This is a genomic window from Vibrio jasicida CAIM 1864 = LMG 25398, from assembly GCF_000400365.1.
Taxonomy (GTDB): domain Bacteria; phylum Pseudomonadota; class Gammaproteobacteria; order Enterobacterales; family Vibrionaceae; genus Vibrio; species Vibrio jasicida.
Genome location: NZ_BAOG01000008.1, coordinates 76,589 through 96,324 on the forward strand (window position 1 = coordinate 76,589; position 19,736 = coordinate 96,324).

The window sequence follows — 19,736 nt, forward strand, 5'->3', positions numbered from 1 at the left end:
GAAATTAAACAAATCGCCTTCAGGTTTCTGACATATCTGTCGATAACAAAATTACAAACACAATAATGTGTTCACTTCTGCCGAATGTACCCAATAAATAAGAGGTACAAGCAGAGTAAACCAGCCGGGAGACTCGAGAGGGAAAGTATGAAATTCAGACATAAAGTTGTCACCGCCTCCTCAATTTTATTGCTTGTGACTGTGGCATTGCTGTCGACACAACAAGTTATGACCATTCGTTCGCAGATCGAAGAAAACATCGACACGAGCGTGAGTGAGATCCTATCTAGTGTGGGGAACACGGTAGAATCTGAAATAAGTGCAAAGAAAGAACTCGCTCAATCCATGACCGAGATTCTAGAAATTAATCCAACTGATCACGACTACGTGAAAGAAGTGCTTGAAAAGCCAATGCCAAAATCAAGCTTCTTGGCAATCGGTTACGCGTACGACAATAACGGTTTCGTGATTGAGAACGATGACAACTGGGAAGCGACACCTGATTACGATCCTCGAGTTCGTCCTTGGTTTGTCTCAGCAAAAGCACAAGGTAAGCTTGTCGTCACCGATCCCTACGTGGATGTTTCTTCTAAGAAAGTGATCATCTCTATCGGTACCCCAGTTCGCGAAGCTGGCCAGTTTTTAGCAGCCATGTTCTATGATTTGGAGCTAACAACCCTTTCTGACTTAGTCAACCAAGTAAACCTATTCGATGCGGGTTACTTATTCCTTGTGACCGCTGACGGCACAACAATTGCCCACCCAGAAGCAAAGTACAACGGTGAAAAGCTATCTAGCTACCTCCCACAAGTCGAGCTAACGTCAGGTGCTCAACATATCGAGATGAACGGCGACAAGTATATGCTCAGCCTAACTCACATTCCGAGTGAGAACTGGTATGTGGGCGCGGTTGTTGATGAAAGCATTGCTTACTCAGCAATCGATACTCTACGTAACAGCGCCATTATTTACTCTTTGATTGCCGTAATTGCATCAATTATCGCGCTTACTCTTCTTATCCGCACCTTAATGCGCCCTCTTGATGAGCTGAACAGTGCCATCCAAGCGGTTGCCTCAGGCAAAGGCGATTTGACTCAACGTTTGGACACCAATACTGACCAAGAATTCTCTGAGCTCGCAAAAGGCTTCAATACCTTTATGGAGAACTTGCAGCATCAAATCATCGAATCGAAAAGCATTTCTGATCAGATCTTAAGTGGTACGCAAATCACCGCAGAAGGAGCGAAAGATTCCGCCGTAGCGATTCAGACTCAGCTGCAAGAACTTGAGCAACTCGCAACAGCAATGCACGAGATGTCAGTGACGGCGACAGAAGTCGCTAACAATGCGCAGGGTGCAGCAAGTGCGGCTAAAGAAGCGGACGATGCGACCGTGCAAGGATCTTCCGTTGTAAATGAATCGACTGAAACGATCAACCTGCTTTCAGACAGCATCGACCAAGCGGTCGAAGAGGTGCAAGGTCTTGAGTCGGCGACAGCAAACATCGAGACGATTCTTAAAGTGATTAACGACATCGCAGACCAAACTAACCTACTGGCACTAAACGCAGCGATTGAAGCTGCACGTGCGGGAGAGTCTGGTCGTGGCTTTGCCGTTGTTGCGGATGAAGTTCGAACACTGGCACAGCGCACGCAAGAATCTACTACAGAAATTCGCAGCATGATTGAACAGCTTCAATCGGGTGCATCTTCTGTTGCAAGCGCAATGCATCAAAGCAAATCTAGTGCCGTAGAGGCCGTCGAGAAAGCTGAATTTGCGAATGGCGCATTACAACGTATTCGTGATGCAATCCAACGCATCTCAGACATGAACCTGCAAATCGCCTCCGCTGCCGAAGAACAAAGCTTGGTTGCCGAAGAAATCAACAACAACACAGTCAACATAAAAGATTTATCGACTCAAGTTGCTGACTCAGCAAACCGCACTAATGAAGCCATGCAAGCACAGCATGACGACGTTCGTAAGCAAGATGAGATTTTAAACCGATTCACGGTATAGCCTCTCCTCTTAACGAACCACAATCTTCACCAAGCAATAGCAAAACAGCGAGCCAAAGTGCTCGCTGTTTTTTTGCTTGCTTACAAGACCACATGTATATAGCGATCTTTCGAGCGCTTGTAAAAAAAGTCATCCACTTTTAGGTAGGTAAAATTGCCAATCTGAATATAGGTGCTACGTGGTGGAATGTGTTTGTAATGGTAGTAGTGATGCTTCGGTCGCTTGTGCTTCACCACCACAACCTTTTTGTGTTTATGCTTATGTTTGTGCTTATGATGATGGTGGTGATGCCCGTGATGATGTCCGTGTTTGTGGTGATGTTTAGGGTGTGCGATTGCTTCAGCACTGAACATCCCCAAAGAAAGCATCATTCCAACGACTGTGAAAGAAAATCGCTTCGACACTCGGTTCCCCTTTACTTTATAACTTGTTAGTCATCATAAAGAGCGTGGTTGCAAGCCATGTCAGCCTGTGGCGAGACAGTTTCACCTCAAGGTCAAATATCATCACGATTTATCAGGCAACGGTCAGGCCATACACGCAGCTGATGCAGCACTAACAATTCCGCACAAAAAAGCCGCTTGCCCAGTGATGGACAAGCGGCTTTCTAAATTCAATTGCTGTTTGTTCGTAGAGTCGATTTATACCGCTTGAGCGAACAGCAAGAAACAACCGAATAGGAAGATCATGCTCATACCCATCGCACCGCCACCAGCTTCGTACACACTGTTGTCTTCTACAGGTACACGACGCACTTTCATGGTCATCGATAGCGGAACAAACACCGCTAGGAATACAAGGATGATGCCTGCGTAGCTGAGGATCGCTAAGAAGTGCTCTGGAGCAAATACCGCGCCAAGCAACGGCAGAATAAACGTAGTCACGAATACCACTGGCTTACTTGCTTTTAGAAGGTCTGCATTTTGGTCGTAAAGCGCCATTGCCACACCCAAGAAAGACGTCAGCAGTGCCAAACCAGTAAACATAGAAAGAATGAACTCAAGACCTGTGTACTGCTGACCAAGAACAGAGATCAACTCAGACACGTTTGAGAACTGGATAAGTTCGTGTGGTGGCAAGTTACCCACGACTGCAAACAACCACAGTAGGTAACACACAAGAGGGATCGTCGAGCCCACAATGATCATGTTGCGCAGTTGGTTTTTACTCGCTTCTTTGTTGTAAGTCACCAAAGAAGGAATCACGACCATGAAGCCAAAGCTTGTGAAAAGAACTGAGCTTTGCTTGATCAGTGCCATTTTGTCGGCGTTCACTACTTCACTTAGACCTTCAAACGATACGTTTGGAGCAAGGGAGAAAAGCGTCAGAATCAGAGCGACAATCATACCGATAAACAAGCCACGGTTGAGTTTATCAACGACACCTGTACCTGCTGATACAATAAGACCGACAAGAACAGTAAAGCCAACTTGGCTCGAAATAGTAGAAACAGGAATGCCCATTGATGCAGTGACTTTCTGTACAAGATCGCCAGCACCAATGATGTAAGCCATTAACAAACACACAAGTAAGGCGTAAAGAAGACCATTCGTTACAAACTGACCGCCTTTACCAAGGGTTTCACGAGCAATCGCGTTCATGCTAACGCCACCACCTACTTTACAGCTTGCTTCCAACAGAAGAAGTGCAGCGTAAGTTGTACCCGCCCAGATGAACAGCATAAGAAGAGTGCCCCAAAGGAGGCCGAATTGAGCAAGCACCATTGGTATAGCAAGCATACCAGCGCCAAGAGCAGTACCTGCAACGATCAGGGAGCTGCCGACAAGTTTTAGGTTCACGGTTAATACCTCTAAATTTAATCCGTTTTAGTTATCACTTATCGCGGTTTTGGTTAGAAACGCGATCAACAGAAATGTCCCCGCCTTACGTCACTGAAATTCAGATCACAAAAAACAACACACGCAGGTTCGACTCTGCAAGCGCATTTGTGTGTAAGGGGAATCATTTCCGAGCAGAGTTTTGATTCACGGAACGTCTTATTTTGGGTTCGAAGCAAAATCAGCACATCCTTTTTCGTCAATCCCATTCTCTGCTAAATGGATTTGGTTCGAGAGGATTGTAAGGCATAAATAGGACGATTGAAAAGCAAAAGCTCCATCTTATAGCCATATATTTTAACAACTATCGGTAATTGCAACGGATATGTTGCAAAGTAGCTTGTTATTTAGCCTTTTGTTGTCTTGGCGAATGGAACTTGAGCGTTCAAGCTCATTTTTGAGGTGTACATGAAAATGTACACTTTGTTGGAAGGCATTAGAATCGCAGAACATAGCCTAGATTCAGCAATATCGTTATTATTCGCTACGTACCGACACGATTCGGTTCACATACCTCTAAACACTGATTTACGGTTCGAAGCTTTTGGTAAATGAGTGTTCTGAATGCTGGGAGTGGTTCCCCAGCATTTATATCCTTTCTATTAGATTCCTTTATGTCCCCTAAGCACAATTGATGATTTTGCGCACATATCCGCTTACCTACTATGTCGCCTAAGAATCAGAGTTCGTTATCCAACGCATCAATAATGTATGTCATGGCTGCAATGCCCATATCCGCCACTGAACGCTCCATCGGACTCAGGTTCTCATAGGTTTGCTCCAATTCTGCTTGCTCAATATAACCTCGATGCAAGAAGAGCTCTTTGTACTTCATTAGTCGTTTCTGCGATTCACGTGTGAGCCAGGTTACGTCCAATCGAATATCGCAGCTGCGATTACGAATCTCAGCAAGCAGTTGTTCTAAAACGCATTGCATTTTGCGAATACCTACCTTGCCAGAAATTGATTTATAAATCTGATGTTTTTCCATTTTCTGAAACTAACTGAAATTACGTAAATTTTTTGTGGAACGTCATTCTTATCGCTATATCAATTTGGGTAAATACGGGGTGGTTAAACTGGTCCGTTTATTGCGTGCTTCAGGACAAAACTGTCCTTTAAGGAGCTCTTATGCATGTAGACCCACTGATTGAAGTGCTGATTACTCGACGAAAAGAGAAAGGGATGTCGCGTGAACAAATGGCAAAAGTTGCGGGGATGAGCGAAAAAACCTATCAGAGAATAGAGAGAGGCGAGTCGGATTTGAAACTATCCCAATACCGTTCGATTTTACGAACTCTCAACTTAACGGATCTGGATATCGCTCTGGATGCAAGAGGTGTCAGTAATATCTCATCAGAAGATGTTGCCTCTGCAGCAAGGTTACTGTCTCCAGAAGCACAATCTTTACTGACCAAGCTAATTTTTTTAGTGCTAGAGCAACAGAAAAACGATAACAAAAAGTAGTGCTCTAGACTCAGGCCCTTAACAAAGCTAAGGTGAACTAAACTTAAAGATTAGAGCTTCGGTACTCCAACCATGGGGGAAAGCATTATGAGAAGCATCTGGGTCATGATCACCGCCATTCTCTGCTTGCTGGGAGCAACAAGTCTGTCTGCACAACCGCAAGTGAAACCCGCGGTAAAGCCGATCACGCAGCCGGGCAATAAACACGATTTGCGACCAGTTAATCGCCCTCATAGGCCCATCAAGCCACCCCACTATAATCGGCCACCTTATTACCGTCCGCCCTACTACAGGCCACCCTATTACCACCGACCACCTTACGTCGTTAAGCCACCGCGCTATCATTCGTCGTTTATCTATGTGAGACCGGGGTATTGGTATCCACCCTATCGCGGACGTTATTACTATTATCATAGCGATCTCGTTGGCATAGCGACCTTCGCCATCTTTGCCGGCATCACCTATGCAATCGTTCAAGACTCGTATTACCGCAGGAATGGAGACCGCTATGATTACGTCCGTTACCCGCCAAGTGGCAACTACACGATTGTGAATGGAAACACCATCACGACGTCTTCTTCAACGTCGTCAAACTATGCGTCATCGTCAGGGCAAATTGTGTCTTCTTCGCCAAGTTCGAATACGCCGCGAGTCACGCACGTTGTTCCGGCGACAAAACCTGAGCCTAGCCCATACAAACTCGGAGAGATCGTAGATTCACTGCCTCACACGAAAGAAACGGTCGTCGTCGACGGACAGAGCTATTTCAAATACAAAAATACTTGGTTTGCGCCACTCAGAGCCGAACGTAAGTTTGTTGTCGTAGAATCACCGTTGTAGTGCTTTATGTGTACCCCTAAGCGAATTAAACCCGCACACCGCGGGTTTATGTTTCTTTGTAGATAGCAGTTTGAGTCGCTCGCTTTTCAATAGAGCGCTTCGAACTCTGGAATCCTCGCCTTACCTCTCAGCAATAAGAAGTTCAAGAATCGGCTCGTCGATGTAGTGAGTATCTTCTCTTCTTCCACACCATGTTTTTCCAGCAAAGCAATTGCTAAGTCTAACTTGGAGATCTCTTCACAGAAGTGAGCATCCGACCCTGTACTGAAGTAAACGCCAATTTCTTTACCCAGCTCGACAATGCGATCACAACGGGAATCACTGCCCTTGCGGCTTTTGCCTGTCAGAGATGTATTGTTAACTTCAATTGCAACATTGTACTCTTTAGCACAGCGCAGCACCTGCTCCATATCGAATGGGTAATTTGGGTTACCTAGGTGACCAAGAACATCCACTCTGCCGCTTTTAATCGCATTTATCAGAGCGGTGGTATGCTCAGCTTCGGTTGCGGGCTTGAATACGGGTTCATGAAAACTCGCAATCACCCAATCAAGATGTTGGTCAGAGGACGGTGGTAAGTCTATCTCCCCTTTCACATTCAGCGTGTTGGCTTCTACGCCACGGAGAATACCTACATCGTGTAAAAAGCGGGGCAAAATTCTTTGATTGTTGAAATACCAGTAGTGAGGGGCTCCTGGCATCTCGGGAGCATGATCGGTGGTACAAAGAAGTTTTAGCCCCTTATTCTTAGCAGACAATGCGTTCTCTAAAATGGTGCTGTAAGCATGTCCACTGGCAATAGTATGGGTGTGGCTATCAATCACGATATCCATGGTGACCTCCTGGGATTGTGGACGAACTATCGAATTTCGAACGAACCGTTTTGATTGAGAAACAGCGATAAGTCAGCAGGAATCGAATGATTCAACACTTTATCAACGTTGACCGCATCTGAACGCAAGTAGAACTCCAAGGCGGCTTCTGGGTCTGTGCCGCCACGAATCTTACGATTGACTAAACGCTCTTGTAGAAACTCCGCTTGAGTATCAATAAACACCGTAAAATCAGCCAAGCGATGTAGTTCTTTCCATACTGGTTCATCAAGCAGCAGCCAGTTGCCCTCGACGACAACAATATTGCGGTTAACCTGAATGGCATCATCAACCGGATCATGCAGGTTGCGGTCGTAGTAAGGCCATTTGCTGTCTTTCACTTTAAGCTGTTTCAGCTTATCGATAAGCTCGGTGAGATTGAACGTCTCGTAAGAGCCTTTAATGCTGCGCAGAGGAACAATGTCGCCATTACGTTCAATGGTGTTGCTGTCGAGGATTTCATTCGGGTAGTGAAAACCATCAAAAGGTAGAACCTGAAGTGGCTCTTGGCTTTCATCTTGCTCAGAGAGGTGTTCCCAGAACGCAGCAAGGGTCGACTTACCGCTGCCTGGAGGGGCACACAAGAACACGACAATGCGTTCCTGTTTCTCATGATATAGACGGGTAAACTTTTCGATAAGAGGTTGATGGATTCGCTTTACGTCGGCATCGGGAAAGGTAGCTTCGGTTTCAAAACCGCTGACGTTTAAATTCACTTTCATGGTGAACCCTTATTGATTGATCTCCCCTTCGATTCTTTCTATCAACATTTCACACGACAGCTTCAACACTGTTTTGATGAGAGATTCGTATCTCATTTGCGAAAAGGACTCAAACGAAGAGAACTTAAGCTGATTGATCGACTCAAGATAAAAGCTGTCTTGCTGAGAAGAGAGTACCGCTTGGTTTTTGATGAAGTCGTAAATCACGTCATCCGCGAATTCGACTTTCTCCGGTTGGCTAACCACGTACTCCAAGACCTGATCGTACAATCCGATATCGGCGTAAGTTTCCAAAGAGATTTTGCCCATCGCAAACATCAGCTTCGATACCACATCGGTCGTCACCAACGGACCATCTTCTTTCAATAAAGGTTCCACAGCATACTCCTTCACAAGGTCGTCTTGGACGAACACACTCGGAAGTAATGCTTTTAACTTGAGGTTAATTATTTTGTTAGAAACCTGAAGAAACGCAGTCGCATTTTCGCACTCGTCCAGTTTCTCCAGTAATTCGTCTTCACGTGACAACGTATTATGACCTCTCCATTATGTGGCAGCGCAAAGGCTACCACACAAATTCGTTGCAACTAAACCGTTAAGCTCACGTCATAAAACTCAAGTAACGCTTTTTCTGCATGTGCGTTCCACACATAGTTATTCGCGTTCAAAATTGCGTCTAATTCGGCGAAGAACGGGTCTTGGTCTGCCAACGATAAGAAATCATCAATCGCGGTCAACGGCAGGTCAATGTGTGGGTAAATCAACTTCTTACCACCCGGGATATCGAGCTGATTCAGAATCGTATGTGGCGCAGCTTGCAGACCACCAACATGGGTGATCATGAACGATGGATTGATCTTACCTTGTGAAGACAAGTCGATAGATTCCACCATATCACCGGTCGAGCCACCAGATGTGCCAACAATGTGCGTTGATTCGTAATGCACGTTGTAGAAGTTAAACGGTACTTTGAATTTTTTATCGGTAGGGCCTGCGAAGAAGTTCAAGCAGCCATCGTTGCCCAACAGCTCATCGGCTTGTTCTAGCACCTGCGATACCGCTGCATACACCATCACGTCGTCGTAGCCTTTGCCATCGTTCAGCGCTTTCAGATAAGTCACAGGATCATCGACTTGAGCTGTATTGACGTAATGCAGTTCGACGCCTTGTTCTTTTGCTTTTTCAACCGGGATTAAGCACTCTGCTCGGTCTAAGCGCGCAGCGTCGATGTCTGTCACCACAATCAGTTTTGGCTTCACAGGTCCGTTAATCGCGTAGTCAATCGCGCCAATGCCCATTGGGCCAGCACACGCAAGTAGCGCTAATGCTCCGCCCTCTTTGATGCCCATATCGTGCTCGTACACGTATTGCGTAGTGTGGTAACTCGCATGGTAAGCACCGATGATGCATGACATTGGCTCAGCCAAAGACGCATCTGCAAAGTAGTCACCGTGGTAAGGCAGTACACAGCCTAAGTCGATAGCAATTTTAGGAATGATGGAATACGTTGCGTTGCCGCCAAAGGTTTCGTAGCTGTAACCCGCCGAGTAACCAGTAGGCAAACCCATTGCTGGTTGTAGAACAAAGTAATCGCCTGCTTTGTATTGGTCTTTTAGGTTCTCACCGACTTCAACAATCACACCTGCGTATTCATGACCCGTCATCACTGGCACTTCATCGATGTTCTCAGGTACGCGTTTGTGTTTACTACCTAACAATGCCGCTTTGTAAGTGGACAGGCAAATGCTGTTTGAAATGTTTTTAACCAGAAGTTCATCGGCTGAAATGCTTGGCAAATCAAAGGTTCTTAGTTGAACGTCTTTCTCGCCACAGATAACCGCTGCCGTTGTTTGTACCATGATTTCTCTCCTAAATGGGGCGGTAGGTGCCACCCCATACTGCATTGTTAGGCTGGTTGCTCAGTCGCGACCGCTTGTTGCTTAATCGTATCCATCAGCTCATTGAGCGCTGGGTCATTGAGGAAGTTCTTAATCGTTACCACCGGCAAGCCTGTTGCTTTAATGGCTCGACTTTCTAAGCTTTCGTGTGTCACGACAATGTCGGCTTCACTTGGGACTTTTTCGATGGCGAAGTTCTTCACTTCAATATCAATCCCGGCTTGAACTAACTTGCGTTTGAAGGTTGAAGCACCCATCGCACTTGAGCCCATACCCGCATCACAAGCGAATGCGACAAATGCAATTGGTTTGTTTACTTCTTGTGTTGCAGCAGCAACTGGTTTGATTGTGCCTTCCGCTTTCATGTCTTTCATATCAGAGACAGACTGTTCAAACTCGTCTTCTTTGTCTTCTGCTTTGCTCATCTTCAGAATCGCACTTGCGACAAGGAACGAAACAATCGTTGCAGTTGTGACGCCTGCGATGGTCGCTAGGAAGCTGCCTTTCGGAGTCAGTGCTAGGTAAGAGAAGATTGAACCTGGACTTGGACCTGCAACCAAACCTGCATCAAGTAAGTTAAAGGTTGCGATACCTGTCGCTGCACCCGCAATCATTGCCAAGATCATGATTGGCTTCATTAACACGTACGGGAAGTACAGCTCATGAATACCACCGAAGAAGTGAATGATGATGGCACTTGGCGCAGAACGTTTGGACAGACCCTGACCAAACTTCGCGTAAGCCAGCAGCATACCAAGACCCGGACCTGGGTTAGATGCCACCATAAAGAAGATTGATTTACCTGTTTCAGCGGCCGCTTGCAGACCTAGTGGGTAATAAATACCTTGGTCGATAGCGTTGTTTAGGAACAGCACTTTCGCTGGCTCGTTGATGATCGCAAGCAAAGGAAGGAATCCCGTCGCCACCAAGGCTTCGATGCCTGATTTCACAAACAAGTTTGCCGCTGTTACTGCTGGGCCAACAATCTCGTAGGCGAACAGGCACAGGATCATGCCCACAATACCTAGTGAGAAGTTGTTCACCACCATCTCAAAACCAGAAGGAATGCGGTGTTGGATTCGCTTATCCATTTGCACCACAACCCAAGCACTGAGTGGGCCCATGATCATCGCGCCAACAAACATTGGGATGTCCGCACCAACGATAACACCCATGGTACCGATGGCACCGGCTACCGCGCCGCGTTTATCACCAACAATCTGACCGCCGGTATAACCGATCAACAGTGGTAATAAGTAAGTGATCATTGGACCAACAAGTTCCCCAAACGCTTCGTTTGGCATCCAACCTGTTGGGATAAAGAGTGCAGTAATAAAGCCCCAAGCGATGAAGGCTCCGATATTTGGCAGCACCATAGCGGTCAAATGACCCCCGAAGGCTTGCACATTGGCTCGCATGTTTGCTTTCACGTTATGTTCCTTTTAGTATGCTTTTATTATGTCTAGCACTTGTTCCTTAGATGAAGCTTGTGCCAGTTTTGCAATGTTCTCTTCGTCCACAAACATCTCGCTCAGCGCTTGAATCACCTCAATGTGGGTATCAGAGTCTTTTGCAGCTAGGGTAATAAGAATGTTGGCAGGACCAAGGTCCGAACCAAAATCAACTGGTGAAGGGAAAATATGAATGCCCAAGCCCGTTTTTAGGACACCGGTTTCTGGGCGAGCATGTGGCATCGCCAGTCCAGGACACAACACATAGTAAGGACCATTTTCTTCGGTCGATTGGATGATGGCATCCGCGTATTGCTGAGAAACGTAACCTTTGTCTTCTAGGTATTGCGTTGTCTTTTTAACTGCGTCTTGCCATTGGTAAGCGCGGTCATTAATAACATCTACTAGTTCGTGGTCGATTAATTCATACAGCATTTTTAAACCCTATCAACAGTTCGGTATCGATGGGTTAATTATCAATAAGAGTCGTAGAACCGCGCAAGCACGCCTCTTTTGTGCAACAAATCACAATTAAATGGCTGTCAATTTGTTTTAATGAACGTAGCTCAAAAATAGATGAAGAAAGTTAGCAACAAATTTTCTTTCAGCAACATGTCAATAGGCATAATTTGAACCTCCGCACCTATCCAAACATTTCTAGAAATTCGCAATAATATATCTTGATCACATTACGACTCTTGACTCGCCATTTATCGTGATTAAATTCAAACTTCATTTTCCACTAATTCGGCGCTAGTGAGTTTCAAACAGGGATAATCATCACACTTGTTTGTTAAAAGAAATCGAAACGTTGCTTAGTTTCAGCATAGAGCGAACAGAAGGCCGGAAGAGTAAAGACACAAAAAACCCGCCGAGTGGCGGGTTTAAAATGAAATGCGTAGTATCGCGCTTACGACTTATGACGTTTTGCCACCAGCGTAAACTTGTAGTCAGTCGATTTAAAGTAGTTGCGGCTATATTCAAACACCACATCTCCTTGTAAGAAACCACGCGTGCGCTTTTCAATGATCGGCTCGGCCGGATCAATATCTAGCAACTCTGCAATGTCTTGCGGTGGCAATACCGGGATGATTTCTTGCTCACTGCGATCAATCACCATGCCCTTCTCTTTCTCGATAAAGTGGTACTTAGAACCTTGCATCACTTGGTAGGTGAGGTCTGGGAACATGTCTGTCGGCAGCCAAGTTTCTTCTACCGTGATTGGGTTGTCATCAAGGTAACGAACACGTTTCACGTAAAAGACTTTGTCATCTTCATTAATGTTCAGCGCATCAGCCATCGTGAGCGATGCTTTGGTAATCTCGAACGCGACCACATCACTGTGCGTCACTGCATTTAGGTGCGCCCACTTCTCTGCAAAGCTGGTCTGCTGGTAAATATCGTAGTTAACCTTGTTCTCTTTCACATAGGTACCACTACCTTGCACACTCTCCAGTTCACCATTTTCAATCAGCAATTTTAACGCTTGGCGAACCGTGACTCGGCTACAAGAAAATTCTTCGCGTAACTGAGCTTCGGTAGGAAGAGCGGTTCCTACTTTGTATTCGCCATCGCTGATCTTCTCGCGAATCGCATCCGCAATCTGGCGATACATTGGCAGTCTTGCCATGTTTACCTCTATAAAAACAATACAAATGACCATTCAAGTGAACTTGTTTGAGACAACTCAAGAACCGAGCACACTGGAGTGAACTATCATTGCAAGAAAGACTTGGTTTATGGGCTCTATAATACGAATTCAGGTCAACATGACAAGCACTTGTTCGCATATCGGCATACAAAAACAAGCCAAAACAATACAACAGTAATACATATTTTAATTCAACTGCGATCCTGATCACGGATCATTTGTATTTAAAAGGTATTATTCACATCATTGTTGAATGCACAACAATGTCGAATGTGACAATGGGACAAAAGTTATGAAATTAACCTCTCTTACAAACCCATCGCTGATAAACCTACAAACGACGTTCGAAAGTCGTGACGCAGCGATTCGTGCACTTGCCGACCAGCTAGACCAGCAAGGCAAACTGCATAACAAGGAAGAATACCTACAAGCAGTGTTTGCTCGTGAAGAGCAAGGCCCGACGGCGCTAGGCGAAGGCTTGGCAGTACCGCACGGTAAGACAGATGCAGTAAAAGAGGCGGCATTTGCCGTAGCCACACTAAAACAAGACTTAAAGTGGCAAGGTCTGGATGAAGACGAAGACGTAAACCTGATCTTCCTAATCGCAATTCCAAATGCGGAAGCAGGTTCAACACACATGCACCTGCTGACCGAACTGACCACAACGCTAGTGGATGACGATGTTCGTGAAGCAGTGTTAAATGCTACAAATGTAGAACAAATTTTCGCTTTGCTTGATGGTCAAGCAGAGCAAGAAGAAAAACAAGACCAATTAGATACAAATGCACCAACCATCGTTTGTGTGACGGCTTGCCCTGCGGGTATTGCGCACACTTACATGGCAGCAGAATACCTAGAGAAGACAGGTAAGAAGCTGGGTTACAACGTGCATGTTGAAAAGCAAGGCGCAAACGGTATTGAAGATCGCCTGACTGCTGAACAGCTCAACAGTGCAACAGCGGTCGTTTTCGCAGCTGAAGTGGCAATCAAAGAGTTAGAGCGTTTTGACGGTATTCCTCGTGTAGAAGTGCCAGTTGCTGAGCCGATCAAACACTCTGAGCGCATTCTTAACGAAGCAGTTGAAGCAGGCAAAGCAGGTAGAAGCGCAGACGCTGCAGTTGCAACCAACGACAAACCGAAGAAGCTACCACTTAAAACTGAACTAAAACAAGCACTGCTATCAGGTATCTCCTACGCAGTTCCTCTTATCGTTGCTGGCGGTACCGTACTTGCTGTTGCCGTGCTATTGGCACAAATGTTCAACCTACAAGATTTGTATGCAGAAGAAGGCTCTTGGTTGTGGATGTACCGCAAGCTAGGTGGTGGTCTACTGGGTACATTGATGGTTCCTGTACTGGCGGCATACACCGCTTACTCATTGGCAGATAAACCAGCGCTTGGTCCAGGCTTTGCCGCAGGTATTGCAGCGAACCTTATCGGCTCTGGCTTCCTTGGTGGTGTTGTCGGTGGTTTGATTGCTGGTTACGTCATGCGTTGGGTAAAAGAAAACGTACGTTTAAACCCTGCGTTCAACGGCTTCCTAACCTTCTACCTATACCCGGTTATCGGTACTTTGGTTGCTGGCTCATTGATGCTGTTCGTTATCGGTAAACCTGTTGCTTGGCTAAACCAAGGTTTGACTGACTGGCTAAACGGCATGTCTGGCACCAATGCCCTACTTCTAGGTGCAGTAATTGGTTTATTCGTATCGTTCGACCTTGGTGGTCCAGTTAACAAAGCCGCTTACGCATTCTGTCTGGGCGCAATGGCAAACGGTGTATACGGTCCATACGCTATCTTCGGTTCGGTGAAAATGGTCTCAGCTTTCACGGTAACGGCTTCAACCATGCTTGCACCTCGCCTGTTTAAAGATTTTGAAATCGAGACGGGTAAATCGACTTGGTTACTTGGTCTAGCGGGCATCACTGAAGGTGCGATTCCAATGGCTATCGAAGACCCAATCCGAGTTATTGGCTCATTCCTACTTGGCTCTGTCGTAACAGGCGCAATGGTGGGTGCTGCTGGCGTAGGTCTATCGACTCCGGGGGCTGGTATCTTCTCAATCTTCCTACTACACGATGCAGGTCTGGGCGCATTCACTGCTGCGGCAATCTGGTTTGGCGCTGCGCTGATTGGTGCAACTATCTCGACCATCACTCTCATCATGTGGCGAGCACACGCAGTAAAAAAGGGCAAATTTGTCACTGAGGCTGCTGCTCAGCCATAACCCGAATCACTCATAGATTCGCTCAACACAAACTTTGGGCGTGGGATTTCTGCGCCCTAAATATTCGTCGGCAAGCATAAACGCCGCAAAAACGAATAGAAAACAATCAAATTTAAAACAAATTAACGGCAATTATTGCCTAAGACGGTAAAAGTTATGACTACATCTCGCGTTCATATTACTCCTCACATGCACTGGGATCGTGAATGGTACTTCACTACAGAAGAGTCTCGCATTCTGCTAGTGAACAACATGGAAGAAATCATGACTCGTCTGGAAAACGATCCAGACTACAAATACTACGTTCTAGACGGTCAAACCGCAGTTCTGGAAGATTACTTCGCAATCAAGCCAGAAAATAAAGAGCGCGTACGTGAGCTAGTACAAGCTGGCAAACTGATTGTTGGTCCTTGGTACTCTCAAACGGATACGATGCAAGTATCTGGCGAATCTATCGTACGTAACATGCTTTACGGATTGCGCGACTGTCTAGCGCTAGGCGAGCCAATGAAGATTGGTTACCTACCAGATTCATTCTCTATGAGCTCTCAGCTGCCAGCTATCTACAACGGTTTTGGCATCAATCGCGCCATGTTCTGGCGCGGTTGTTCAGAGCGTCACGGCACAGATAAAACCGAATTCTTGTGGCAATCAAACGATGGCAGTGAAGTCTCTGCGCAAGTACTGCCACTGGGCTACGCGATTGGTAAATACCTACCGCAAGACGAAGAAGGTCTGCGCGCACGTCTAGATAAGTACTTCCCAGTGCTAGAAAAACCGTCGGTAACCAAAGACATCCTGCTACCAAACGGTCACGACCAAATGCCTATCCAAAAAGACATCTTCGAGGTGATGGATAAGCTACGTGAAATCTACCCAGACAAAGAATTCAAAATGAGCCGCTTTGAAGAAGTGTTCGAGCGTATTGAAGCCGAGCGCGTTCAGCTTGATACCATCAAAGGCGAGTTCAACGACGGTAAATACATGCGTGTTCACCGTACTATTTCTTCAACGCGTATGGACATCAAACTTATCCACGCCGAAGTAGAAAACAAGATCGTAAACATTCTTGAGCCATTAGCGTCTATCGCATGGACACTGGGCTTTGAATACCACCACGGTCTAATCGAGAAGATGTGGAAAGAGAGCATGAAGAACCACGCTCACGACTCGATTGGCTGCTGCTGTTCAGACAAGGTACACGCAGAGATCTTGAACCGTTACATCCTTGCGGACGATATGGCGACCAACCTGATCAACTTCTACAAACGTAAGATTGTTGACCACATGCCAGCGCGCGAAGGTTGTGACAAGCTAGCACTATTCAACCTATCGCCATATGCTCGTGAAGAAGTGGTAAACACCACCATCACTATCCGTGCAGAACAGTTCAACCTGTTTGATGAAAACGGCACGCCAGTTGAGTACTTCATCCAAGATCAACGCGTGATCGACCCAGGTAAGATTGACCGTCAAATCGTTCACTACGGTAACTACGACCCGTTCATCGAATACGACATTCAAATCAAGCATACTGTGCCAGCGATGGGCTTCACTACCCTACACATTCAAGCGAATGAGAAACGCACACAAAAAGTGGCAGAGCAGAAAGCTTTCTCATATGAAAATAGCCTGCTAGAGAACGAATTCTACCGCATCAACGTCAACGCAAACGGCACTCTGAACATCTTCGACAAAGAGACAGAGCACCTTTACGAGCAAGCGCTGCGCATTGAAGATGGCTCTGACGATGGCGACGAATACGACTACTCACCTTCTCGTAAAGAGTGGCTGCTGTACTCAGACGAATTCGACGCAGAAGTGAATGTGAAGTACGAAGGTTTCCAATCTGTGGCAACCATCAAGCTGCGCATGAACTTGCCAGAGAACCTACAACAACGTGAAGAGCGCACAGGTCAAAACGGTTACCTAGACGTGAACTGCCAAGTGGTTCTAAAGCAAGGTACACGCCGTATTGAAGTTCGCATGGAGCTGGACAACCAAGCAGACGACCACCGCGTTCGCGTATTAGTACCAACGCCGTTTGTGTCTGAAACCGTAGTAGCAGACAACCAGTTCGGTTTGATCACTCGTCCAACGAACGATCCAGAAATGGCGAACTGGGAAGCAGACGGCTGGAAAGAAGCACCAGTGCCGGTTTACCAGCTAATGAACTTTGCTGCGGTTGAGAACGCACAAGGTGGTATGGCGCTAATGAGCAACGGTCTGCGTGAGTTTGAAGTGATTTCAAGCCAAGGCAATGAAGAGCGTGACACATTCGCCCTAACCCTTCTGCGTGGTATCGGCGTATTGGGTAAAGAAGAGTTGTTGCTTCGTCCGGGTCGTCCATCTGGTATCAAGATCCCGACGCCAGATTCACAAGTACGCGGCAAGATCGTTTGTGAGTTCGCACTATTCGGTTTCGCGGGCAACCACATCGAAGCAAACGTAATGGCAGCGGCGCGTGACAACGTGACTCCAATCCAGTGCTACAACAAGATCCCTTACAACGCGATGAAGCTGAACGTAGGCGAGCAAAACCTACCGTTAACGCACAGCTTGCTAAACAAATCGCTTGAAGGCGCGGTACTGAGCGTACTGAAGAAGGCGGAAGACGAGGATGCACTCATCCTGCGCGTCTACAACCCATCAGAGAGCGAAGTGATTAACGACACAGTGACGTTTGCTTCAGAAGTAACGTCATGGAAAGAAACACAGCTAGACGAGAAAGTGCTACCAAATGAGGTAGACGCAGCATCGTTCGGCACGCTGAAACCGTGTCAGGTTAAGTCTTTCCAAGTGAAGTTCTAATCCGGTTATCAGGATAAGGTCATCAACTAGATAACCCGTCCAAACCGACTCAGGCTTGCTCTAATTGTGGAGCAAGCCTCTCCTCTTCTTTCGTTCCAATCAAGAGAATATCGCCATGCAACACGCTCTATTCAAACTGGACAATGTGATTCAAAACTACGCTTGGGGCAGCCACACCTCGATCCATGATTTATTCGGCATCGACAATCCAGCGAACGAACCACAAGCAGAAATCTGGATGGGAGCTCATCCAAACGGCTGTTCAAAACTTGCTGACACCAAACAACTGCTGTCAGAAGTCATCAACCAAAACAAAACGCAATCGCTGGGTGATTACACTGCTGCACGTTTTGGTGAGCTGCCGTTCCTATTTAAAGTACTTGCCGCTGAAACACCGCTGTCTATCCAAGTACACCCTAGTAAGCACAAAGCGGAAATTGGCTTTGCTCGTGAAAACGAACAAGGTATCCCGCTTAATGCTGCAAACCGTAACTACAAAGATCCAAACCATAAACCGGAGCTGGTTTACGCGCTGACATTTTACAAAGCGATGAACGGCTTCCGCCCAATTGAACAGATCTTATCTCTGTTTGAGCAAGCGAACATCTCTACTCTAGAGACAGAAATCAACGCACTGAAAGCCACACCAAACAGTGAAGGTCTTAAAGTGTTCTTCTCTGCAATTATGTCGTTAGAAGACGAGCGCAAACAGCAGGCTTTGAATGAGCTTTACGCAAGCCTAGAGCGCCCTGCAAAAACCACTATGGCACGAGAAGCTTATGGCTATATTCAAGACTTCCGTCAGCATTACGCGGACGATATTGGTCTGTTTTCGCCATTGATGTTGAACACGATTGAACTGGCTCCGGGCGAAGCGATGTTCCTCCATGCTGAAACGCCACACGCATACGTTCAAGGGACAGGTTTGGAGATCATGGCGAACTCAGACAACGTGTTGCGCGCTGGCTTAACACCTAAGTACATCGACGTTCCTGAGCTTATCGACAACACCATCTTCAATGCAATTGACCCAGAGCAGATAAAGCTCGCGCCAGTACATAAACAAGGCAAGCTTAGTTACCCTATTCCGGTGGATGATTTCGGTTTTGAAGTGATGGTCGTTGAAGGTACAGCAACCACTCAATTCGTGCGCAGCGCAGAGATTTTGTTTTGTACCGAAGGGGAAATCTCGGTTTCTAGCCAAGACGATCACATCACTTTGAAAGCGGGTGAATCGGTATTCGTCTGCAGCAACTCAGTAAAGTACGTTTGCCAAGGTCACGGAACCTTTGCTCGCGCCTTTAACTGATTGGCAAAATGAACTGACAGCTTATTGGATAGCGGCTTTCTGTTATCCAGTAAGCACGCTCCTAACCTAGGTTTGCGCTGATTTTGTCAGTGGTCAGCAATAACCACCTTGTCACGCTCCACTTCGATGACGCTTTTCGAAGGCGAGCAGGCATTTACCGTTGATATTCGTGGTCAACTCCATCATTTTGACCATCCCCACCAATGTCTAGCGAAGAGCATTGGTGGGATTTTTTGTTTACAGCGCTTTTAATACTTCCATCGCAAGCGCTTCATCGTCTTGCTCTGCTAAACCACTGATACCAATTGCACCGACGACTTTCCCTTCTTGTTCTACTGGTACTCCGCCCATAAAGCCCGTGATCTTTGGGTCAGTCCAATAACTCAACTGCTTACCTGTTTCACGAGCCCAAGCGCCCAAATTGCCACTATGCTGACGGTCTCTAGCCGAGGTGTAGGCTTTGTTTTGTGCCAACAAACCTGCTTGCACGCTCACATCATCCATTCGGGCAAAACCGAGCAATTCGCCATGCGTATCAACCACGGCAACCGCAATGTTTTGCTTACGAGCAGCAGCAATTTCCAATGCCGTTTGAATCAGAGTTTGAACTTGTACGTATTTCATTTTTCTC

The 19,736-nt window shown here is 46.4% G+C and carries 17 protein-coding genes; 6 read left to right on the forward strand and 11 right to left on the reverse strand.

The features are described 5' to 3' along the window. Positions 1 to 147 precede the first annotated feature (147 nt). Positions 148 to 2,019: a methyl-accepting chemotaxis protein gene (locus VJL_RS02555; RefSeq protein WP_038875452.1), complete on the forward strand. Its 1,872-nt coding sequence runs from the start codon at positions 148 to 150 to the stop codon at positions 2,017 to 2,019. A gap of 80 nt (positions 2,020 to 2,099) precedes the next feature. Here the strand turns inward: VJL_RS02555 and VJL_RS02560 are convergent, their stop codons facing one another. The 3 genes from VJL_RS02560 to VJL_RS02570 form a co-directional block, all read right to left on the reverse strand. Further along, entirely contained in the window at positions 2,100 to 2,423 is a 324-nt protein-coding gene (locus tag VJL_RS02560) for a VPA0510 family protein (protein WP_038875455.1), read from the reverse strand. A 237-nt stretch (positions 2,424 to 2,660) separates the two neighbouring features. Then, positions 2,661 to 3,818, reverse strand: a complete 1,158-nt coding sequence (locus VJL_RS02565) for an amino acid permease (protein WP_038875458.1) — start codon at positions 3,816 to 3,818, stop codon at positions 2,661 to 2,663. Positions 3,819 to 4,536: 718 nt separating this feature from the next. After that, positions 4,537 to 4,848, reverse strand: a complete 312-nt coding sequence (locus tag VJL_RS02570) for a hypothetical protein (RefSeq protein WP_038875460.1) — start codon at positions 4,846 to 4,848, stop codon at positions 4,537 to 4,539. A gap of 140 nt (positions 4,849 to 4,988) precedes the next feature. On the opposite strand from VJL_RS02570, the gene VJL_RS02575 reads away from it, so the two are divergent. Further along, positions 4,989 to 5,324 carry a helix-turn-helix transcriptional regulator gene (locus VJL_RS02575; protein ID WP_038875463.1) on the forward strand — a complete coding sequence of 112 codons (336 nt, stop codon included), beginning with the start codon at positions 4,989 to 4,991 and terminating at the stop codon, positions 5,322 to 5,324. 87 nt (positions 5,325 to 5,411) lie between these two features. After that, a complete protein-coding gene (locus VJL_RS27665) occupies positions 5,412 to 6,164 on the forward strand; it encodes a hypothetical protein (protein WP_081634900.1) in 753 nt (250 codons plus the stop codon). Positions 6,165 to 6,250: 86 nt separating this feature from the next. Here the strand turns inward: VJL_RS27665 and VJL_RS02585 are convergent, their stop codons facing one another. The 7 genes from VJL_RS02585 to VJL_RS02615 form a co-directional block, all read right to left on the reverse strand. After that, complete coding sequence (locus tag VJL_RS02585; protein WP_038875467.1) at positions 6,251 to 6,997, reverse strand: phosphatase; 747 nt, start codon at positions 6,995 to 6,997, stop codon at positions 6,251 to 6,253. A 26-nt stretch (positions 6,998 to 7,023) separates the two neighbouring features. Further along, positions 7,024 to 7,758: a nucleoside/nucleotide kinase family protein gene (locus VJL_RS02590; protein WP_038875469.1), complete on the reverse strand. Its 735-nt coding sequence runs from the start codon at positions 7,756 to 7,758 to the stop codon at positions 7,024 to 7,026. 9 nt (positions 7,759 to 7,767) lie between these two features. Then, on the reverse strand, positions 7,768 to 8,286 hold the full coding sequence (locus VJL_RS02595) for an MltR family transcriptional regulator (RefSeq protein ID WP_038875471.1): 519 nt from the start codon (positions 8,284 to 8,286) through the stop codon (positions 7,768 to 7,770). Positions 8,287 to 8,345: 59 nt separating this feature from the next. Continuing rightward, on the reverse strand, positions 8,346 to 9,617 hold the full coding sequence (locus VJL_RS02600; RefSeq protein WP_038875473.1) for a zinc-binding dehydrogenase: 1,272 nt from the start codon (positions 9,615 to 9,617) through the stop codon (positions 8,346 to 8,348). A gap of 47 nt (positions 9,618 to 9,664) precedes the next feature. Next, positions 9,665 to 11,086 (reverse strand): PTS mannitol transporter subunit IIBC, encoded by a 1,422-nt coding sequence (locus VJL_RS02605; protein WP_102848030.1) that lies wholly within the window; start codon positions 11,084 to 11,086, stop codon positions 9,665 to 9,667. A 12-nt stretch (positions 11,087 to 11,098) separates the two neighbouring features. Then, on the reverse strand, positions 11,099 to 11,542 hold the full coding sequence (locus tag VJL_RS02610; RefSeq protein ID WP_005425097.1) for a PTS sugar transporter subunit IIA: 444 nt from the start codon (positions 11,540 to 11,542) through the stop codon (positions 11,099 to 11,101). A 475-nt stretch (positions 11,543 to 12,017) separates the two neighbouring features. Continuing rightward, positions 12,018 to 12,737 (reverse strand): GntR family transcriptional regulator, encoded by a 720-nt coding sequence (locus VJL_RS02615; protein ID WP_020194774.1) that lies wholly within the window; start codon positions 12,735 to 12,737, stop codon positions 12,018 to 12,020. Between the two features lie 313 nt (positions 12,738 to 13,050). Between VJL_RS02615 and mngA the strand changes: the two genes are divergently transcribed. The 3 genes from mngA (at position 13,051) to manA (ending at position 19,105) form a co-directional block, all read left to right on the forward strand. After that, on the forward strand, positions 13,051 to 14,985 hold the full coding sequence (gene mngA, locus VJL_RS02620; RefSeq protein ID WP_038875518.1) for a PTS 2-O-a-mannosyl-D-glycerate transporter subunit IIABC: 1,935 nt from the start codon (positions 13,051 to 13,053) through the stop codon (positions 14,983 to 14,985). A 156-nt stretch (positions 14,986 to 15,141) separates the two neighbouring features. Next, positions 15,142 to 17,796 carry a mannosylglycerate hydrolase gene (mngB, locus tag VJL_RS02625; RefSeq protein ID WP_038875475.1) on the forward strand — a complete coding sequence of 885 codons (2,655 nt, stop codon included), beginning with the start codon at positions 15,142 to 15,144 and terminating at the stop codon, positions 17,794 to 17,796. A gap of 115 nt (positions 17,797 to 17,911) precedes the next feature. After that, positions 17,912 to 19,105, forward strand: a complete 1,194-nt coding sequence (manA, locus tag VJL_RS02630) for a mannose-6-phosphate isomerase, class I (RefSeq protein WP_038875478.1) — start codon at positions 17,912 to 17,914, stop codon at positions 19,103 to 19,105. 237 nt (positions 19,106 to 19,342) lie between these two features. On the opposite strand, the gene VJL_RS02635 is transcribed toward manA, so the two are convergent. Further along, positions 19,343 to 19,729, reverse strand: coding sequence for a GlcG/HbpS family heme-binding protein (locus tag VJL_RS02635; RefSeq protein WP_038875481.1), 387 nt, complete (start codon positions 19,727 to 19,729; stop codon positions 19,343 to 19,345). Positions 19,730 to 19,736: the final 7 nt, after the last annotated feature.

Coding starts and splice junctions, on each gene's coding strand:
- VJL_RS02555 (WP_038875452.1), top strand. CDS start 148: ATGAAATTCAGACATAAAGTTGTCACCGCCTCCTCAATTTTATTGCTT.
- VJL_RS02570 (WP_038875460.1), bottom strand. CDS start 4,848: ATGGAAAAACATCAGATTTATAAATCAATTTCTGGCAAGGTAGGTATT.
- VJL_RS02575 (WP_038875463.1), top strand. CDS start 4,989: ATGCATGTAGACCCACTGATTGAAGTGCTGATTACTCGACGAAAAGAG.
- VJL_RS27665 (WP_081634900.1), top strand. CDS start 5,412: ATGAGAAGCATCTGGGTCATGATCACCGCCATTCTCTGCTTGCTGGGA.
- VJL_RS02585 (WP_038875467.1), bottom strand. CDS start 6,997: ATGGATATCGTGATTGATAGCCACACCCATACTATTGCCAGTGGACAT.
- VJL_RS02590 (WP_038875469.1), bottom strand. CDS start 7,758: ATGAAAGTGAATTTAAACGTCAGCGGTTTTGAAACCGAAGCTACCTTT.
- VJL_RS02600 (WP_038875473.1), bottom strand. CDS start 9,617: ATGGTACAAACAACGGCAGCGGTTATCTGTGGCGAGAAAGACGTTCAA.
- VJL_RS02610 (WP_005425097.1), bottom strand. CDS start 11,542: ATGCTGTATGAATTAATCGACCACGAACTAGTAGATGTTATTAATGAC.
- VJL_RS02615 (WP_020194774.1), bottom strand. CDS start 12,737: ATGGCAAGACTGCCAATGTATCGCCAGATTGCGGATGCGATTCGCGAG.
- mngA (WP_038875518.1), top strand. CDS start 13,051: ATGAAATTAACCTCTCTTACAAACCCATCGCTGATAAACCTACAAACG.
- mngB (WP_038875475.1), top strand. CDS start 15,142: ATGACTACATCTCGCGTTCATATTACTCCTCACATGCACTGGGATCGT.
- manA (WP_038875478.1), top strand. CDS start 17,912: ATGCAACACGCTCTATTCAAACTGGACAATGTGATTCAAAACTACGCT.
- VJL_RS02635 (WP_038875481.1), bottom strand. CDS start 19,729: ATGAAATACGTACAAGTTCAAACTCTGATTCAAACGGCATTGGAAATT.